The sequence below is a fragment of the Lysobacter stagni genome (genome assembly GCF_030053425.1).
GTDB classification, from domain to species: Bacteria; Pseudomonadota; Gammaproteobacteria; order Xanthomonadales; family Xanthomonadaceae; genus Lysobacter_J; species Lysobacter_J stagni.
In genome coordinates this window covers 1697374-1714469 of the sequence record NZ_JASGBI010000001.1, presented here as the reverse complement: position 1 = coordinate 1714469, position 17096 = coordinate 1697374, and the positions used below count along the sequence as shown (strand labels likewise).

The window sequence follows — 17096 nt, the reverse complement described above, 5'->3', positions numbered from 1 at the left end:
CGTACTCATTCGACTTGCTCCAGAACCAGTTGGGCGACGCGATCAGCCGCGTCGGGCTTGGCGATCGCGCGCGCGGCCTGCGCCATCTGCAGCAGGGCACCGCGTTCGCCGAGAATTTCGATGGTGGCCGAGAGGCGGTCGGCGAGATCGCCGCCCTGCCCCTGCGGAACGAGCTGCGCGGCACCGCGGTCCACGAGGTACTGCGCGTTCTTGGTCTGGTGGTCGTCCACCGCCTGCGGGAACGGCACCAGCACGCTGCCCACGCCGACCGCGCACAGTTCGGCCAGCGTCAGTGCGCCGGCGCGGCAGATCACCAGATCGGCCCAGGCATAGGCTTCGGCCATGTCGGCGATGAAGGGCTCCACCGACGCCTGCACGCCGGCCTGCGCGTAGGCGCGCTCGGCTTCCTCGCGCAACTTCTCGCCGCACTGGTGGCGCACTTCGCATTGCAGCCGGCCGCGCAGTCCCGCCACGGCCTTCGGCACGGCGGTATTCAGTGCGCGTGCGCCCTGGCTGCCGCCCAGCACCAGCAGGCGCAACGGACCGTGGCGACCGGCCAGGCGCGTAGCCGGCGCCGCGACGGCGGAAATCTCCGCACGCACGGGATTGCCGACGACTTCCTCACGCAGGTTCGGGAACGTGTCGGGGAAGCCGGTGAGCACGTGGCGCGCGAAACGCGCGAGCACACGATTGGTCAGACCCGGTGCGCGGTTCTGTTCGTGCACGATCAGCGGCACGCCGGCCAGCCTTGCAGCCAGACCACCGGGCCCGGCGGCGTAACCGCCGAAGCTGATCACCGCACGCGGCTGGCGTTCGCGCAGCGTCTGCAGCGCGGCGCGCACCGAGCCGATCAGGCGGAACGGCGTCGCCAGCAGCGTGGCCAGGCCCTTGCCGCGCATGCCGCTCACCGCGATGGTGTCGATGGCGATGCCGTGTTGCGGCACCAGGCGCGTTTCCATGCCGCCCTCGGCGCCCAGCCACAGCACCGGCACGCCGCGCTCGCGCAGCGAACGCGCCACGGCCAGGCCGGGGAAGATATGCCCGCCGGTGCCGCCGGCAAGGATCATCACCGGATGCAGGTCGGAGTCGGTCGTCGCATGCATCATGCGATCCTCCCCAGCGTCGGTTCGACGCGCTGCTGCAGGCGGCTGGTGCCGCGCGTGGCCGGTCCGGGCTTGCGCGCGGCCAGCGGCGTCGGCGCAGGTGCGGCGACGTCCTGCGACGAAGCGGCCATGACCGGAGCGTTCTCGTTGCGCACGCGCGCCACCTGGCGCTGCGCGCGGTCGAGTTCGTACGACACGCGCAGCAGCAGGCCGAGCGCGGCGCAGGTCATGATCACGGACGAGCCGCCGTAGGAAATCATCGGCAGCGTCAGGCCCTTGGTCGGCAGCAGACCCAGGTTCACGCCGATCGAGACGAAGCTCTGCAGGCTCATCCACAGCGCGATTCCGAAGGCGCAGTAGCCGGCGAAGTGGCGGCGCATCTCCACGCACTTCAGCCCGATCCAGAACGCGCGGCCGGCCAGGCCGGCATACAGCGCGACGACCGTGCACACGCCGAGGAATCCGAACTCCTCCGCGATCACGGCCATGATGAAGTCGGTGTGCGCCTCGGGCAGGTACGACAGCTTCTGCACCGATGCACCCAGGCCCACGCCCAACCACTCGCCACGGCCCACGGCCATGAGTGCGTTGGTGAGCTGGTAGCCGGTCTTGAACGGGTCCTGCCACGGATCGAGGAACGAGGTCAGGCGCGTCACGCGATACGGCTCGGCGATGGCGACGATGGCCAGCACCGGCAGGCCGATCAGCACCGGGCCGAACATGCGCGGCATGTTCACGCCGCCCAGCACCAGCATGCCGGCGGTGATCGCCAGCAGCAGCGAGGACGAACCGAAGTCGGGCTGAAGCAACAGCATCATCACCAGCGCGACCGCGACGCCGATCGGCTTGAGCATTGCGCCCCAGGTCGCGGTGACTTCCTCGCTGTAGCGCTTGAGGTAGCTGGCCAGCCAGACGATGTAGAGCAGTTTCACTGCTTCCACTGCCTGGAAGTTCGACACGCCCAGGTTCAGCCAGCGACGCGCGCCGTTGACGCTGCGGCCGATGCCCGGCACGAACACCGCGATCAGCAGCAGAAAGCACACCAGCAGCAGCCACTGGTTGTGCTGCTCGATGGTCTTGAGCTCGGTACGCATCACCCACAGCGCCATCACCAGGCCGATGGCCAGGAACACCACGTGGCGGGCGAGGAAGTAGAACGGGCCCACGTCGTGACCGTCGGCCACGCCGATGGACGCCGAACCGACCATCACCACACCCAGGCACGCCAACGCGCACGAGATGCCCAGCAGCCACGGGTCGAAGTGGCCGCCGATCGCGTCGAGTCGTGTCGCCTGGCGCGCGGATTCGCTCATCAACGGACCTTCAGCGTGGCCAGACCGACGAGGACGAGCACCACCGAGATGATCCAGAAGCGCACGATCACGCGCGGCTCCGGCCAGCCCTTGAGCTCGAAGTGATGGTGGATGGGCGCCATGCGGAACACGCGCTTGCCGGTCAGCTTGAACGACGCCACCTGGATCATCACCGACAGCGTTTCGATGACGAAGATGCCGCCCATCACCACCAGCACCAGTTCCTGGCGCACGATCACCGCGATGGTGCCCAGCACCGCGCCCAGCGCGAGCGCGCCGATGTCGCCCATGAACACCATCGCCGGGTAGGTGTTGAACCACAGGAAACCCAGGCCCGCGCCGGCGATGGCCGCGCAGATGATCACCAGTTCGCCCGCGCCCGGCACCTGCGGGATCTGCAGGTACTTGGAGAACTCGGCGTGGCCCGACGCGTACGCGAAGATGCCCAGCGCGCAGGCGACCAGCACCGTCGGCATGATCGCCAGACCGTCCAGGCCGTCGGTCAGGTTGACCGCGTTGGAGAAGCCGACGATCCAGAAGTACGCGATGGCGACGAAGCCGATGCCCGCCAGCGGCAGCGCGATCGACTTGAAGAACGGCACGTAGAAGGTGGTCGCGGCCGGCACGTCGGCGTACAGGTACAGGTACAGGCCGGCGGCGAGGCCGAAGATGGACTGCAGCAGGTACTTCCAGCGCGACTTCAGGCCGTTGGGATCACGCCTGACGATCTTGATCCAGTCGTCGTACCAGCCGATCGCGCCGAACGCGAGCATCACCAGCAGCACGACCCACACGTACTTGTTGCGCAGATCGCCCCACAGCAGCACGGAGGCCATCACGGTGAACAGGATCAGCGCGCCGCCCATGGTCGGCGTGCCGGCCTTGGAGAAGTGCGACTGCGGGCCGTCCTTGCGGATGGGCTGGCCGCCCTTGAGCTGGCCGAGGCGGCGGATCACCGCCGGCCCCCACCACAACGACAGGCCCAGCGCGGTGAGCGCGCTCAGGATGCCGCGGAAGGTGAGGTACGCGAACAGGCCGAAATGGCTCTGCAGTTGTTCAAGCCAGCGCGTGAGTTCAAGCAGCATGGGTGCCCCCTTCTTGTGCGCCCACCAGCGCGGCAACGATCTTGTCCATCGCGCTGCCGCGCGATCCCTTCACCAGCACGCGCACGCCGTCGTGCAGTTCCGTGCGCAGCACGTCGGCCAGGGCCGCGTGCGTTTCGAAATGCGTCGCACCTTCGCCGAACGCCTGCGTCGCCGCGGCGCTGTGCGGACCCAGCGTGAACAGACGACGGATGCCCGCGCCCTTCGCACGGCGGCCGGCCTCGGCATGCATGGCCTGCGCATCGACGCCGAGCTCGCGCATGTCGCCCAGTACCAGCCAGGCTTCGCCGGGCGCAGCCGCCAGCGTGTCGATCGCCGCCGCCAGCGAGCCCGGATTGGCGTTGTAGCTGTCGTCGATCAGCACCGCGCCGTTGTCCAGGCGGTGCGCGATCAGGCGGCCGGCCACCGGGCGCGCGGCGTTCAAGCCGTCGATCACGGCCCGCAGCGGCGCGCCGGCGTTGAGCGCCAGGGCTGCTGCGGCCAGCGCGTTGCTTACGTTGTGGCGGCCCGGCAAGGCGAGCTGGATGCTGCCCTCGCCCTGCGGCGCCACCAGCACGAAGCGCGAACCTTCGTCCAGCGCTTCGATGTCGCGCGCGGTGATGTCGGCGCTGGCGTCCAGGCCGAAGCGGACCAGACGGCGACCGTGCGCGCGCTCGGCGAAGTACGGCGCGAACGCGTCATCGGCGTTGATCACCGCCACGCCTTCGGGCGGCAGCGCGTCGTAGATCGCGGCCTTCGTATCGGCCACGCCGAGCAGGCTGCCCATGCGTTCCAGATGGCCCGGCGCGATGTTGTTCACCACCGACACGTCGGGACGTGCGATGGCGGTGAGGTACGCGATGTCGCCCGGCTTGCCGGCACCCATCTCGTAGATGGCGAAACGCACGCCTTCGGGCGCATCGATCACCGCCAGCGGCAGGCCGATCTCGTTGTTGCGGTTGCCCGGCGTGGCGTACGTGGGGCCGACCTGCTGAAGGATCGACTGCGTCAGCGACTTCACGCTGGTCTTGCCGTTGCTGCCGGTGATGGCGACGACGGTCTGCGCACGCTCGCGATGCACCGCGGCGGCGAAATCGGCCAGCGCGCGTTCGGTGTCGGCCACGACGATCTGCGGGATGTCCGCATCGACCACCTCGCGCGACACCAGCGCCGCGGCAACGCCGGCCTGCGCGGCGCGCGCCACGTGATCGTGCCCATCGAAGCGCTCGCCCTTCAGGGCGACGAACAGCGCGGCGCCGCCCTGTGGCAGCGCGCGCGTATCGGTGGCGATGGCATCGACCGTGCGGTCCTGCCCCTGCAGGCGGCCGCCGGCCATGCGTGCGATGTCGGAGAGCAGGCGCGCCTTCATCGCTGCTTGCCCTCCAGCGCCGCGCGGGCGATGAGGGTATCGTCGAAGGGGTGCTGCACGCCCTGGATGTCCTGGTAAGGCTCGTGGCCCTTGCCGGCCACCAGCACGATGTCGTCGGGCCCGGCGATGCCGACGGCGCGCGCGATCGCGGCCGCGCGGTCGCGCTCCACCGTCACACGGGCGGGGTGCTCGAAGCCGGTCATGATGTCGGCGACGATGGCGTCGCCGTCCTCGAAGCGCGGGTTGTCGTCGGTGACGATGACCACATCGGCGTGGCGCTCCGCGATCGCGGCCATCTGCGGGCGCTTGCCGCGGTCGCGATCGCCGCCACAGCCGAACACGCAGATCAGGCGCGCCTGCACGTGCGCGCGCAGCGAGGCCAGCGCCTGCTCCAGTGCGTCGGGCGTGTGCGCATAATCGATCACCACCAGCGGCGCCTTGCCGTCGCCGCCCAGGCGGTTCATGCGCCCGTGGATGGGCTGCAGCTGCGACAGCGTGTTCGCCACCACGGACGGCGCATCGCCCAGCGCGAACAGCACGCCGGCGACGGCCAGCAGGTTGTCGACGTTGAAGCGGCCCAGCAGCGGCGATTGCACGGCGTGTGTTTCGCCGTTCACGACCAGGTCGAAGCCGATGCCGGCGTTGTCGAAGCGCAGGTGCGTCGCGCGCAACGTCGCGTCGGATGCATCGCGCGAGCTCACGCCGACGGCGCGCACGCCTGCGGGTAGCGAGGCGATGAGTTCACGGCCGAACGCGTCGTCGAGATTGATGACGGCGGCCTTCAGGCCGGGCCATGCGAACAGGCGCGCCTTGGCTGCGCCGTAGGTCGCCATGTCGCCGTGATAGTCCAGATGGTCGCGCGTGAGGTTGGTGAACACGGCCACGTCGAAATGCACGCCGTCCACGCGGCCCTGGTCGAGCGCGTGCGAACTGGCTTCCATCGCGATGGCCTGTGCGCCCTCGTCGTGCATCTGCGCCAGCAGTTCATGCGTCTGCAGCACCAGCGGCGTGGTGAAGCCGGTGGGCACGACGTGGCCGAACAGGCCCGCGCCGAGCGTGCCCACGCTGCCGCTGGTGATGCCGCGTGCATGCCAGGCCTGCGTCAGCAACTGGACCGTCGAGGTCTTGCCGTTGGTGCCGGTGACGCCGACGACGGTCATCGATTCCGTCGCGTGGCCATGGAACTGATCGCCCATTTCGCCCAGGCGCGAGCGCAGGCCCGGCACGGCGATCGCATCGGTCGGCGCCGGCAGGTCGTCGGGCGCGGGCGGCTCGAACAGGATCGCCGCCGCGCCGGCAGCGCGCGCCTGGTCGACGAACTTCAGGCCGTGCGCGCCGAAGCCGGCGATCGCCACGAAGGCATTGCCCGGCCGCACCGCGCGACTGTCGAGGACGAGTCCGGTGATGACCAGTTCCGGCGGAATGCCGGCGACGTCGGGCAGCAGCTGCGCCAGCGGCATGAGGCGGCTCATCGCGCACCTCCCGGGCTTGCGACCACGCCGGTCGACACCGGCAGCGACGCCTGCGTGGCCGCCGGCAACACGGCACCCGTCGGCTTGCCGCCGTTGGCCTTGACGCGCTTGGCTTCGGCCTCGGCCTGCGCGGCCAGCCACGTATCGATGTCGTCGGGCGCCACGTCCATCAGGCGCAGCGCGCCTTCCATGACGTTCTTGAACACCGGCCCCGACACGAAGCCGCCGTAGTAGCCCTTGGCCGGATCCGGATCGTTGACGACCACGACCATCGAGAAGCGCGGGTTGTGTACGGGCACCACGCCGGCGAAGAACGACACGTAACGGCGCGAGTAGCCGCCGGTCTCGTTGAACTTGCGCGCCGTGCCGGTCTTGCCGGCGACGTGGTAGCCCAGGATCGCGGCCTGCGTGGCGGTGCCACCGGGCTCGGTCACCGTCTGCATCATGCGCATGATCGTGCCGGCGATGGCCGGATCGAGCACCTGCGAGGGTTCGTGCCGCTCACCCTTCACGAAGGTCGGCGCGATGAGCTTGCCGCCGTTGCCCAGCGCGGCGTACGCCTGCGCGATCTGCAGCGGCGTGGCCGACAGGCCGTAGCCATAGGACATCGTCTGCTTGGTCGTGCCGCTCCAGCGTGCCGGCGGCGCGAGCACGCCGGAGGACTCGCCCGGGAACCCGCTCTCGGTCTTGTGGCCATAGCCGAAGCGCTTGAGGAACTCGTAGTACTCCTGGCTCGGCACGCGCGCCACGATCTTCGACACGCCGACGTTGGAGCTCTTGGTGATCACGCCGGTGGTGTCGAGCACACCGTAGTTGTGGTGGTCGGTCGTGCGGAAACGACCATTCGGCATCCAACCCGGGTTGGTGTCGAAGGTGGAATGCGGCGTGATGACGCCAGCTTCCAGTGCTGCGGCGACGGTCAGCGGCTTCATCGTCGAGCCCGGCTCGATCACGTCGGTCACCGCGCGATTGCGGTGCGTGTCGGGATTGCCCAGGCCCAGCGCATTCGGGTTGTAGGTGGGAAGGTTGGCCATCGCCAGCACTTCGCCACTGGCGATGTCGAGCACCACCACCGAACCGCTGCTCGCACCCGTGCGCTCCAGCGTGGCGCGCAATTCGCGCGAGGCCAGGTACTGGATGCGGCGGTCGATGGTGAGCGTGAGGTCGCGGCCGGGCTCGGCCGGCGTCACCAGGTCCACGCTCTCGACGATGCGTCCGGCACCGTCGCGGATCACGCGCTTGGCGCCGGCCTTGCCGCGCAGCCAGTCGTCGAAGGCCAGCTCCAGGCCTTCCTGCCCGCGGTCGTCGATGTTGGTGAAGCCCAGGATGTGCGCCATCGCCTCGCCCTGCGGGTAGAAGCGGCGGAACTCGCGCTGCGAGAACACGCCCGGCACCTTGTAGGCCAGGATGCGCTTGGCTTCGTCCGGGTTGATGCGACGCTTGAGGTAGACGAATTCCTTGTCGGCGCGCTGGCCGAGCTTGCGCGTCAGCGCGTCGGGCGACACGCCCAGCGCCTTGGCCAGCTGCGGAATGCGGCCCGGGTTCTTCAACAGTTCCTGCGGGTTGGCCCAGATCGACTCGACCGGCGTGGATACCGCGAGCGGCTCGCCATTGCGGTCGGTGATCATGCCGCGCGAGGTCGGGATCGGGATCTCGCGCAGCGAACGCGCATCGCCCTGCTGGCGGTAGAAGTCGTTGCTGATGACCTGCAGGTCCAGCGCGCGGCCGACCAGCGCGATCGAGCACAGGCCCAGCGCGCCGCCGACCAGGATCAGCCGGTTGCGCAGATTGAACGAAGCGCGCCCACGTCCCTTGCCGGCCACGCGGTCGCGATCACCGCCGCCGAAGCGCTCGCGCAACGCGAGCACGAGATCGAGCGGACCGCTGCGACCGCCGTGGCGTGCGTTCTTCGACGAGGTGTTCCGCGACGGACCGTTCATGGACGGATCACCACGGTTTCCGCGCCTTCGGGGAACTTCATGCCCAGGCGGTCGCGCGCGACCTGGTCGATGCGGTTGCTTTCCGCCCACGTGGCCTGTTCGAGCTGCAGGCGCCCGAATTCGATGTTGAGCTCATCGCGCGAGCGCTCGAGCCGGCTCAGCTGCACGAACAGCTGCCGGTGCTCATGGCGCGCCTGCACGACGGCCAGCGCCGAAACGACGTTGGCCACAATCAGCACGCTCAGCAGCAGACGCAGGACGCTCACGGTCGCGCGCCCTCCCAAGCCGGGAATCGGGTATGGGGAAGGGAAAATCGATGGAGCACCGACTCATTGGACGCCTTCGCTTCCCGTCGGCCTCCGCGGCCCGTTGCCTGCACGGCCGCCTCGTGGGCGTCGTCCGATCCGATCCTCGCTTCCCCGTTCCCGATTCCCAGCTTTTCCGCCACGCGCAACACCGCACTGCGGGCACGCGGATTGGCCGAGGTTTCATCCGCCTCGGCCTTCTGCGCCGAACCGATGGCGCGAAGGACGGGCGTGAAGGCCACTTCCACCGGCATGCGGCGGTTGGCCGGCGGCGCCTTGCTGTGGCGCGCGATGAACTGCTTGACGATGCGGTCTTCCAGCGAATGGAAGCTGATCACCGCCAGACGGCCGCCGGGCTTCAGGCGCGCCAGCGCGGCGTCGAGGCCGGTCTCGAGATCGGCCAGTTCGCGGTTGATGAAGATGCGGATGGCCTGGAAGCTGCGCGTGGCCGGATGGATCTTCTGGTCGCCGCGCGGCACCACCGAAGCGATCAGGTCGGCCAGCTGCGCGGTGCGCTCCAGCGGCTGCGCATCGCGACGGGCGACGATGGCGCGCGCGATCTTCCGGCTCATGCGCTCCTCGCCGTAGGTCCACAGGACATCGGCGATCTCGCGGTCTTCGGCACGCGCGAGCCACTGCGCGGCGCTCTCGCCGCTGTCGGGGTCCATGCGCATGTCCAGCGGGCCATCCTTGCCGAAGCTGAAACCGCGCTCGGCGACGTCCAGTTGCGGCGACGACACACCCAGGTCGAACAGCACGCCGTCCAGACCGTGTGCGGTCTCGTCCCAGTGCGCCAGTTCGGCGAAGCTGCCGCGGAACACGGCGACGCGGGCGTCCTGCGCGAAATCGCGCATCGCCACCGCAATCGCTTCGGGATCCTTGTCCATGAGCAGCAGCCGGCCTCCGGGGCCGAGTCGTTCCAGCACGCCGCGCGCGTGACCTCCACGCCCGAACGTGCCGTCCAGGTACGTTCCGTTCCCGCGCACGCTCAGGCCGTCCAGCACCTGCGCGTACATCACGGGAAGGTGGCCGGAAAGCGCGCCGCGCTCCATGCCACCCACCGTCACAGCTGCAGGTCGAGCAGCTCCGCGCTCAGATCCTCGTCAGAGATCGTCTGACGGATCTGCGCGTGGTGCGCCTGCTCGCTCCACAGTTCGAACTTGTCGCCCATGCCCAGCAGCACGGCCTTCTTCTCGATGCCGACCGCGGAGCGGTGGCTGGCCGGAATGCTGATGCGCCCGTTGCCGTCGAGTTCGACGAACGCCGCCGCGCCGACCAGCTTCAGCTGCATGGCGCGGTTCACCGCCTTGGCCTTGGGCAAAGCGTTGACCTGGTCGCGCAGCCGCTCCCACGCCGCCTGCGGGTACAGGTACAGCGAGCCGGACTCGAAGGGGTTGTAGGTGATGACCAGGCGACCGGCGCATTCACGCGCGACGACATCGCGGTAGACGGTGGGCACCGCCAGCCGGCCCTTGTCGTCGATCGTGATGGCGGTCTCGCCTTGGAACATTGCGCACCTGTTGGGGCCGCCTCTAGGCGGGCGGCTTGATCCTGGAAAACCACAAAAAACCCGGTTTTCCCTCAGATGCCCACCTTAGGCAGGCCCCACAGGGTTGTCAACAAGTTTTGGGGGCGAAATTCACCTGTCGCGTCAATGACTTGCGAAGAACTTCACAGGTTTGTTCAAGACTTATCCACTACCCCTTGTTTCGTCTCAAATTTTGAGACGAGCCCGGTGGTACGCCGGATGTCCTGTCAGGACAAAAGATCGCCCCAGGACCGATGCTGCGTCGCAGCATCAATCCTTCCATTTGCGGAAGTGATCGGAATCCCTCGATCGATTCCCAAGCCCTAACGCCGCCCAGCCCCTCGCACGCAATCCAGAGGAGCGAGCCCCCTTTAGTAAAGGGGGCGCGGCGGCAGCCGCGGGGAATTGGTGGGCGCGAGCCCGGGGCCCAAGGTTTTGCGTGCGCAAAACCTTGGGGCGCTCTTTCCCGCCGCTGCGCGGCAGGAAAGAGCGCGGAGCCGGCCGATAAGCCGGGTTCTGTCGTGGACAGTCATTCCTCTAGGCGCAGCGTCACCGCTACGCTCAAGCAACCTACCCGGAGACACCGCGGGCCGCGGCATTGCCTCCCTATTTGGTCTTGCTCCCGGTGGGGTTTGCCGTGCCGGTCCGTTGCCGGACTCGCGGTGCGCTCTTACCGCACCGTTTCACCCTTACCACGCACGTCTTTCGACGCCGTTCGGCGGTCTGCTCTCTGTTGCACTTTCCGTCGGCTTGCGCCGCCCAGGCGTTACCTGGCACCGTGCCCTGTGGAGCCCGGACTTTCCTCGGCACCCTTTCGGATGACGCGACTGCCTGGCCGACTCCGCGTCGGCATTCTACTGCTTCGCAGCGAATTGCCCCCAAAGTTTTGCTGAAGCAAAACTTCGGGCCCCGACTCACGGCCTCCAATTCCCCGCCGCTGCCGCGGCGCCCCCTTTACTAAAGGGGGCTGATTCCTCGGATCGACGCGATGCCACACCTTTTGGCCCCTCTCCCACCGGGAGGGGGGATCCCAGCTTTCACTAGGATGGTGGACAGGACTCCCGCTACTCCTCGGAGTTGTACAGCGCCTTGCGCGGTGCGCCGCTGAGTTCGGCGGCAAGCTTGGCCGCCTGCGAGGGCTTCAGATACTCGGTGAGCTTCGCGTAGAGCCGCTTGCCCTCGACCACGGCGGCGTCGGCGTCCTCACCGGCGCCTTCGACGATCAGGACAAATTCGCCCTTGCGCTGGTTCGGGTCGGCCATGACGCGTGCGTGCAGGCCGTCGAGGGTGTCGTCGAGAACCGTCTCGAACAACTTGGTCAGTTCGCGTGCGACCACCGCGCGTCGCGATGCGCCGAAGACGCTGGCCAGGTCGGCCAGGGATTCCTCGATGCGATGCGCCGACTCGTAGAAGATGAGCGTGCGCGTTTCCGCCGCCAGACGCGTCAGGCGCTCGCGACGGGCCGACGCCTTGGCCGGAAGGAAGCCTTCGAACACGAATCGGTCGCTGGGAATACCGGCCACGCTCAGCGCACCGATCGCCGCGCAGGCGCCGGGCACGGGCGAAACGCGGATGCCCGCCTCGCGCGCGGCGCGCACCAGACGGAATCCGGGATCGCTCACCAGCGGCGTGCCTGCATCCGACACCAGCGCGAGCGACTCGCCCGCGCGCAGGCGTTCGACCAGCTGCGCCGCCTGGGCGTCCTCGTTGTGCTGGTGCAGCGCCAGCAGTGGACGCTCAAGCCCGAAATGGGCCAGCAGCTGACGCGTGTGGCGGGTGTCCTCGGCGCAGATCGCATGGACGGTCTTCAGCGTCTCCAGCGCGCGCGCCGACAGGTCGCCGAGGTTGCCGATAGGCGTGGCGACGACATGGAGGGTGCCGGGTGCGGGCGAGGCGCCTGTGTGGGACGTGTGCATCGTGCGTCTGCGGTGGGGGCGGGTAGAATCCTAACCGGTCCCTCACAACGCCGCGTCGCGGCGCCTGCCTGCCGATGAGCCTTGCCCCGAACCGACTGGCGTTGAACTGGATGTTTGCAGCCGCGATCAGCGCGGCATTGCTGGGAGGCTGCGCGACGACGACAACCTCGCGCACGGGCACATCCCAGGAGAGCCACAACCCCGTCATCGTGCAGGCCGGCGAGAAGGCACGCGCCAGCGCCGCGCTGACCGGTGCGGCGCGCAGCGACAACGACCGCGAGATCGAACGTCTGCTGTCCTCGCTGGACAACGCCACGCTTTCGCGCGAAGCCGCGCTGCTCAAGGCCGGCGATCCGCTCTACAACTACGCGGGCCAGGCGCTGCTCCGCCGCGGCCTTCCTCTGCCGCGCCCGTTCGATCGTCCCGGCTGGAATTTCGATGCGGCCGGGCGTCCCGCCGCCGACAGCGACGGCTATCGCCCGCCGGTGAAGCTGGCGGTGCTGTTGCCGATGTCGGGCACGCTGGCCGTCGCGGCCACGCCCGTGCGCGACGGTTTCCTCGCCGGCTATTACGGCGAGACGCGCCGCCGCCCCGACGTCAGCTTCTACGACACGGCCGGCACTCCGGGCGGTGCGCTCGCGGCGTACGACCGCGCGGCCACGGAAGGCAACGATTTCGTGGTGGGCCCGTTGGGGCGCGACGAGGTGAACGCACTGTTCGCCAAGGGACAGTTGCCGGTGCCGGTGCTCGCGCTCAATCGCGGCGACGGCGCGCCGCCGAATGGCAACGCCAGCTTCTCGCTGTCGCCGGAAGACGAAGGTATCGCCGCGGCGGAACACCTGCTCGGCATCGGCGCGCACCGCGTACTCGTGGTCGCCGCGACCGACGAATCACAGCAGCGCGCGGTCGCCAGCCTGCGCGAGCGCCTGGTGGCGCGCGGCGCGCAGGTCACCGACGTGGCCAGCGAGGGTGTGTCCGATTTCGGCCCTTATGCGCAGAAGGGCGTGGACGCGGTGTTCCTCGCGGTCAAGGGCAGCAGCGCGCGATTGCTGATGCCCAAGCTCGCGGTCGCGGGCCTGGCCGGCAAACCTCGTGTGGCGACCTCGCAGTTGCTGTCGGGCACGGGCAAGCCGGAAGAAGATCGCGTGCTCGACGGCATCGCCTTCCCCACCGATGTGTGGACCGCGCGCGGCGTGGCCGGCCTGCCGCCGGCCAGCATCGTGGGCACGCAGCTCAACAGCGCGAAGGGACCGGCTGCGCGCCTGTTCGCCTTCGGCTTCGATGCGTGGCAGATCACCGCGTACCTGCAGCGTCTGGCAACCGGCGCGGACGGCCGCGTGGACGGCGCGACCGGCCAGCTGCGCCTGGACGGCTTCGGCAACGTGCAGCGCACGCCGGCCTGGTCCACCTTCAGCGCCGGCGTCGCGATGCCGCTGCCGGATGCGACCCGGCGCTGATCGCCGTGCGCGCGGTGCGGCGGTCGAAGCCGCCGCGCGCGACCACCTGTTGCGTGCGGGGCTGCGCGAAGTCGCGGCCAACGCGAACTACCGCCTGGGCGAACTCGATCTGGTCATGCTCGACGGCGCCATGCTGGTGTTCGTCGAAGTGCGTTACCGCAACAACGTACGTTTCGGCGGCGGCGCGGCTTCGGTGGATGTGCACAAGCGCCGCAAGCTGATACACGCCGCGCAGGCGTTCCTGGCCAGTCACCCCCGACATGCGCAGTCCGCGTGTCGTTTTGATGTGATCGAAGCCGACGGTGATCCCGCATCGCCACGGCTCAACTGGCTGCGCGATGCATTCCGTGCGGACGACGCATGAGCATTGGTCACAACCACTGACATGCCAACCGTCTTCACCCACTCGGTCGTGCCGCTCGCCGCGGCATTGGCAATGGGCGTTCCCCGCCTGGGCCGCCGGTTGTGGATCGCGGGCGCGGTGGCCGCCATGCTGCCGGACGCGGACGTGATCGCGTTCCGCATGGGCATCGCCTATGCGGATGCGTTCGGTCACCGCGGTGCCAGTCATTCGTTCGTGTTCGCGCTCGGCATCGCTGCGCTGGGCGCATTGCTGCACCGTCCGTTGCGCGCGCGAGCCACGGTCGCGGCCGCGTGGCTGTTCGCATGCGCGGCCTCGCATGCGCTGCTGGATGCGCTGACCAACGGCGGCCTGGGGGTCGCGCTGTGGTGGCCGTGGTCGGACGAACGGCTGTTCGCGCCGTGGCGTCCCATTGCGGTGTCGCCGATCGGCGCTGGTTTCTTCAGCGCGCGCGGCATGGACGTGATCCTCTCCGAGATGCTCTGGGTCTGGTTGCCGTGCGCGCTGGTCGTGATGGCGGCCATCGCCGTGCGCCGGGCGGTATCCTCCCGCCCATGAATCCGTTGCCGCCCGCGCTCGCTTCGGAACTGGCCTCGCTGCTCGGCGACGGCTGGCGTACCGATCCCAGCGAGCGCCTGGCCTACGCGTACGACAACTCGCGCCGGCAGTCATTGCCCGACGCCGTGGCGCTGCCGTCGACGCGGGAGCAGGTCGCTTCGCTCGTGCGTGCGTGCCGCAACGCGGGCGTGCCGGTGGTCGCGCGCGGGCGCGGCACCAACACCACGGGCGCGGCGGTGCCGGTCGCCGGTGGCGTGGTCGTGTCGTTCGAACGCATGAACCGCATCCTGGAGATACGACCTGGCGACCGTTGCGCGGTGGTCGAACCGGGCGTGCTCAACGGCGAACTGCAGGCCGCACTGAAACCCCACGGCCTGTTCTGGCCGCCCGATCCCACCAGCGCCGGTTACAGCAGCGTCGGCGGCAACCTCGCCTGCAACGCCGGCGGACCGCGCGCGGTGAAGTACGGCGCCAGCCGCGACAACGTGCTCGCACTCACCGCCGTGACTGGCACGGGCGAACTGATCCACTGCGGCACCGCCACCACCAAGGGCGCGACCGGTTACGACCTGCAGCGCCTGCTGGTCGGCAGCGAAGGCACGCTGGCGCTGATCGTGGAAGCCAGCCTGCGCCTCACGCCCCTGCCCGCTTCGCGCCGCGCCGTGCGAGCGATCTACCGCGACGTCTCCAGCGCAGCGCAGGCGGTGGCGCGGTTGATGGCGCAACCGGTCACGCCATCGATGCTGGAATTCATGGACGGCGATGCGGTGCGCCTGGCACGCGACGTCGGCGGCGCGGATCTTCCACTGGAAGCCGGCGCGCTGCTCATGATCGAGGCCGATGGCGATGCGCAGACGCTGCCGCACGATGTCGAGGCACTGATGCGTGCGGCCGATGGCGATGGGCTGGTGTCGCTGGACGATGCCGCCGACGAGGCCGCGCGCGACAGGCTGTGGGCCGCGCGCAAGGCACTGTCGCCGTCGCTGCGCACGCTGGCGCCGGGCAAGATCAACGAAGACGTGGTGGTGCCGGTGTCGCGCATCCCGCAGCTGGTCGACGGCGTACAGGCACTGTCACGCGAGTTCGCGCTGCCCATCGTGTGCTTCGGCCACGCGGGCAACGGCAACCTGCACGTCAACCTGCTCTACCACCCCGACGATGCCGCCGAAACCGAACGCGCGCAGGTCGCGATGGGGCGCGTGTTCGCACTGGCGTTGTCGCTGGGCGGCACGCTGTCGGGCGAGCACGGCATCGGCCTGGCCAAGCGTGCGTTCATGCCGCAGGCGATCGACGCACCCACTCTATCGATGATGCGCGCGGTGAAGGCCGCGTTCGATCCCGACGGCATCCTCAACCCGGGCAAGCTGCTGCCGGACTGAGCGCGCGCTCAGAGGAACTGGTCCAGCTTCTTCATCACCAGCAGCATTCCGACCACCCAGCACAGGATCACCATCAGCACCGCGCCCCAGTTGCGGCCGATGCCGCCGCGGCTGCGGTTGAGGAAGAACATCACCACCAGCAATATGACCGGCACGACGAAGAACAGCGATCCGACCAGCAACCTCGTGTCTTGGTCCACGCGAATGCTCCTGTTTGCGGCAGCGGAAAGTGGGCGACCCGCGACAAGGCGGCCCGGCGTCGCCGCGTTCGATCTTACGCCGGCGGCCGTGGCCGCGTGCTGACGCCGCTCAGGGCCGATCAGGCGAAATGCTGATAGCCCGCATGCTCCGCATGCCAGGCCTGCCCATCGGCCGTGGCCGTCTGGACGCCCTCGCCTTCGACGATGCGACCGATGCGCGTGACGGGCGTCGCGGCATCCAGGCCGGCGCGTTCGACTTCACCACGCAGGTCCGGTGCAGCCGTGAAGCACAGTTCGTAGTCGTCTCCGCCGGCTGCCTGCAACGTGCGACGTGCATCGCCATCGAAGGCCGCGCGCAAAGCCGGCGCAAGCGGGAGCTCGTCGACCGACACCTGCGCCCCGACGCCACTGCCGCGACACACATGGGCAAGGTCGGCCAGCAATCCGTCGGAGATGTCGATGCAGGCATGTGCGACCGACGCCAGTGCCTGCCCCAGCGCCACACGCGGCGTCGGCCGGTCCAGGCGACCGCGCAGGAACGCGTCGCGCACGCCACCGCCGTGCCATTGCCGCAAGGCCGCCGCCGCATCGCCCAGCGTGCCACTCACCCACACATCGTCGCCTGCCAGCGCGGCATCGCGACGCAACGCGCGGCCGGGATCGACGAAGCCGTGCACGGTAACGCTGATCGAGAGCGGACCGCGCGTGGTATCGCCGCCGACGAGCGATACGCGATGCGCGTGCGCGACCGTGAGGAATCCGTCGAGGAAGCCGTCCACCCACGCGTCGTCGGCCTGGGCAAGCGACAGCGACAGCGTGCACCACGCGGGTTCGGCGCCCATCGCAGCCAGGTCCGACAGGTTCACCGCGAGCGCCTTCCAGCCGATGTCGGCCGCGGCGGTGTCGTGCGGGAAATGCACGCCGGCATTGAGGGTGTCCATGGCGACCACCAGCTGGCGACCGGCCGGCACGCACAGCACCGCGGCGTCGTCGCCGATGCCCAGTACGACGTCATCGCGCGCGCCGGCACGCTGGCGGATGCGTTCGATCAGATCGAATTCCGGCACCGCCAGCCTCCAATCGAGCCCACTCCGCATCGCGGCGCGGGCGCGG

General features: G+C 69.2%; 15 protein-coding genes, 1 other RNA gene and 1 pseudogene. 4 read left to right on the top strand and 13 right to left on the bottom strand.

Annotated features, from left to right (window positions below):
* Positions 1-5: 5 nt before the first annotated feature.
* The 11 genes from murG to rsmI all read right to left on the bottom strand — a co-directional run bounded on the left by murG (position 6) and on the right by rsmI (position 12028).
* A complete protein-coding gene (murG, locus tag QLQ15_RS07785; protein ID WP_283213961.1) occupies positions 6-1103 on the bottom strand; it encodes an undecaprenyldiphospho-muramoylpentapeptide beta-N-acetylglucosaminyltransferase in 1098 nt (365 codons plus the stop codon).
* On the bottom strand, positions 1103-2416 hold the full coding sequence (gene ftsW, locus QLQ15_RS07780; protein WP_283212255.1) for a putative lipid II flippase FtsW: 1314 nt from the start codon (positions 2414-2416) through the stop codon (positions 1103-1105). The genes murG and ftsW overlap by 1 nt, the downstream gene beginning before the upstream one ends.
* A complete protein-coding gene (gene mraY, locus QLQ15_RS07775) occupies positions 2416-3501 on the bottom strand; it encodes a phospho-N-acetylmuramoyl-pentapeptide-transferase (protein ID WP_283212254.1) in 1086 nt (361 codons plus the stop codon). Before mraY ends, ftsW begins: the two co-directional genes overlap by 1 nt.
* Positions 3491-4867 (bottom strand): UDP-N-acetylmuramoyl-tripeptide--D-alanyl-D-alanine ligase, encoded by a 1377-nt coding sequence (locus QLQ15_RS07770; RefSeq protein ID WP_283212253.1) that lies wholly within the window; start codon positions 4865-4867, stop codon positions 3491-3493. The genes mraY and QLQ15_RS07770 overlap by 11 nt, the downstream gene beginning before the upstream one ends.
* Positions 4864-6339 (bottom strand): UDP-N-acetylmuramoyl-L-alanyl-D-glutamate--2,6-diaminopimelate ligase, encoded by a 1476-nt coding sequence (locus tag QLQ15_RS07765; protein ID WP_283212252.1) that lies wholly within the window; start codon positions 6337-6339, stop codon positions 4864-4866. Before QLQ15_RS07765 ends, QLQ15_RS07770 begins: the two co-directional genes overlap by 4 nt.
* Complete coding sequence (locus QLQ15_RS07760; RefSeq protein WP_345782418.1) at positions 6336-8279, bottom strand: peptidoglycan D,D-transpeptidase FtsI family protein; 1944 nt, start codon at positions 8277-8279, stop codon at positions 6336-6338. The genes QLQ15_RS07765 and QLQ15_RS07760 overlap by 4 nt, the downstream gene beginning before the upstream one ends.
* Positions 8276-8536, bottom strand: a complete 261-nt coding sequence (ftsL, locus tag QLQ15_RS07755) for a cell division protein FtsL (protein ID WP_432277850.1) — start codon at positions 8534-8536, stop codon at positions 8276-8278. Before ftsL ends, QLQ15_RS07760 begins: the two co-directional genes overlap by 4 nt.
* 5 nt (positions 8537-8541) lie before the next feature.
* Positions 8542-9636 (bottom strand): 16S rRNA (cytosine(1402)-N(4))-methyltransferase RsmH, encoded by a 1095-nt coding sequence (rsmH, locus tag QLQ15_RS07750; protein WP_283212250.1) that lies wholly within the window; start codon positions 9634-9636, stop codon positions 8542-8544.
* A gap of 11 nt (positions 9637-9647) precedes the next feature.
* Positions 9648-10094, bottom strand: coding sequence for a division/cell wall cluster transcriptional repressor MraZ (gene mraZ, locus QLQ15_RS07745; RefSeq protein ID WP_283212249.1), 447 nt, complete (start codon positions 10092-10094; stop codon positions 9648-9650).
* A 507-nt stretch (positions 10095-10601) separates the two neighbouring features.
* Positions 10602-10955, bottom strand: an RNA gene (rnpB, locus tag QLQ15_RS07740) — RNase P RNA component class A.
* 221 nt (positions 10956-11176) lie between these two features.
* Positions 11177-12028, bottom strand: a complete 852-nt coding sequence (rsmI, locus tag QLQ15_RS07735; RefSeq protein WP_283212248.1) for a 16S rRNA (cytidine(1402)-2'-O)-methyltransferase — start codon at positions 12026-12028, stop codon at positions 11177-11179.
* A 215-nt stretch (positions 12029-12243) separates the two neighbouring features.
* Between rsmI and QLQ15_RS07730 the strand changes: the two are divergent.
* The 4 genes and pseudogenes from QLQ15_RS07730 to QLQ15_RS07715 form a co-directional block, all read left to right on the top strand.
* Positions 12244-13485 (top strand): annotated as a pseudogene (locus QLQ15_RS07730) (penicillin-binding protein activator); the annotation flags it as partial.
* Positions 13469-13849: a YraN family protein gene (locus tag QLQ15_RS07725; protein WP_283212247.1), complete on the top strand. Its 381-nt coding sequence runs from the start codon at positions 13469-13471 to the stop codon at positions 13847-13849. The pseudogene QLQ15_RS07730 and the gene QLQ15_RS07725, both read left to right, overlap by 17 nt.
* Before the next feature lie 21 nt (positions 13850-13870).
* A complete protein-coding gene (locus QLQ15_RS07720; protein ID WP_283212246.1) occupies positions 13871-14404 on the top strand; it encodes a metal-dependent hydrolase in 534 nt (177 codons plus the stop codon).
* Positions 14401-15783: an FAD-binding oxidoreductase gene (locus tag QLQ15_RS07715; protein WP_283212245.1), complete on the top strand. Its 1383-nt coding sequence runs from the start codon at positions 14401-14403 to the stop codon at positions 15781-15783. Before QLQ15_RS07720 ends, QLQ15_RS07715 begins: the two co-directional genes overlap by 4 nt.
* A gap of 8 nt (positions 15784-15791) precedes the next feature.
* On the opposite strand, the gene QLQ15_RS07710 is transcribed toward QLQ15_RS07715, so the two are convergent.
* Positions 15792-15983 (bottom strand): hypothetical protein, encoded by a 192-nt coding sequence (locus QLQ15_RS07710; protein WP_283212244.1) that lies wholly within the window; start codon positions 15981-15983, stop codon positions 15792-15794.
* A 119-nt stretch (positions 15984-16102) separates the two neighbouring features.
* Positions 16103-17050 (bottom strand): thiamine-phosphate kinase, encoded by a 948-nt coding sequence (gene thiL, locus QLQ15_RS07705; protein WP_283212243.1) that lies wholly within the window; start codon positions 17048-17050, stop codon positions 16103-16105.
* Positions 17051-17096: the final 46 nt, after the last annotated feature.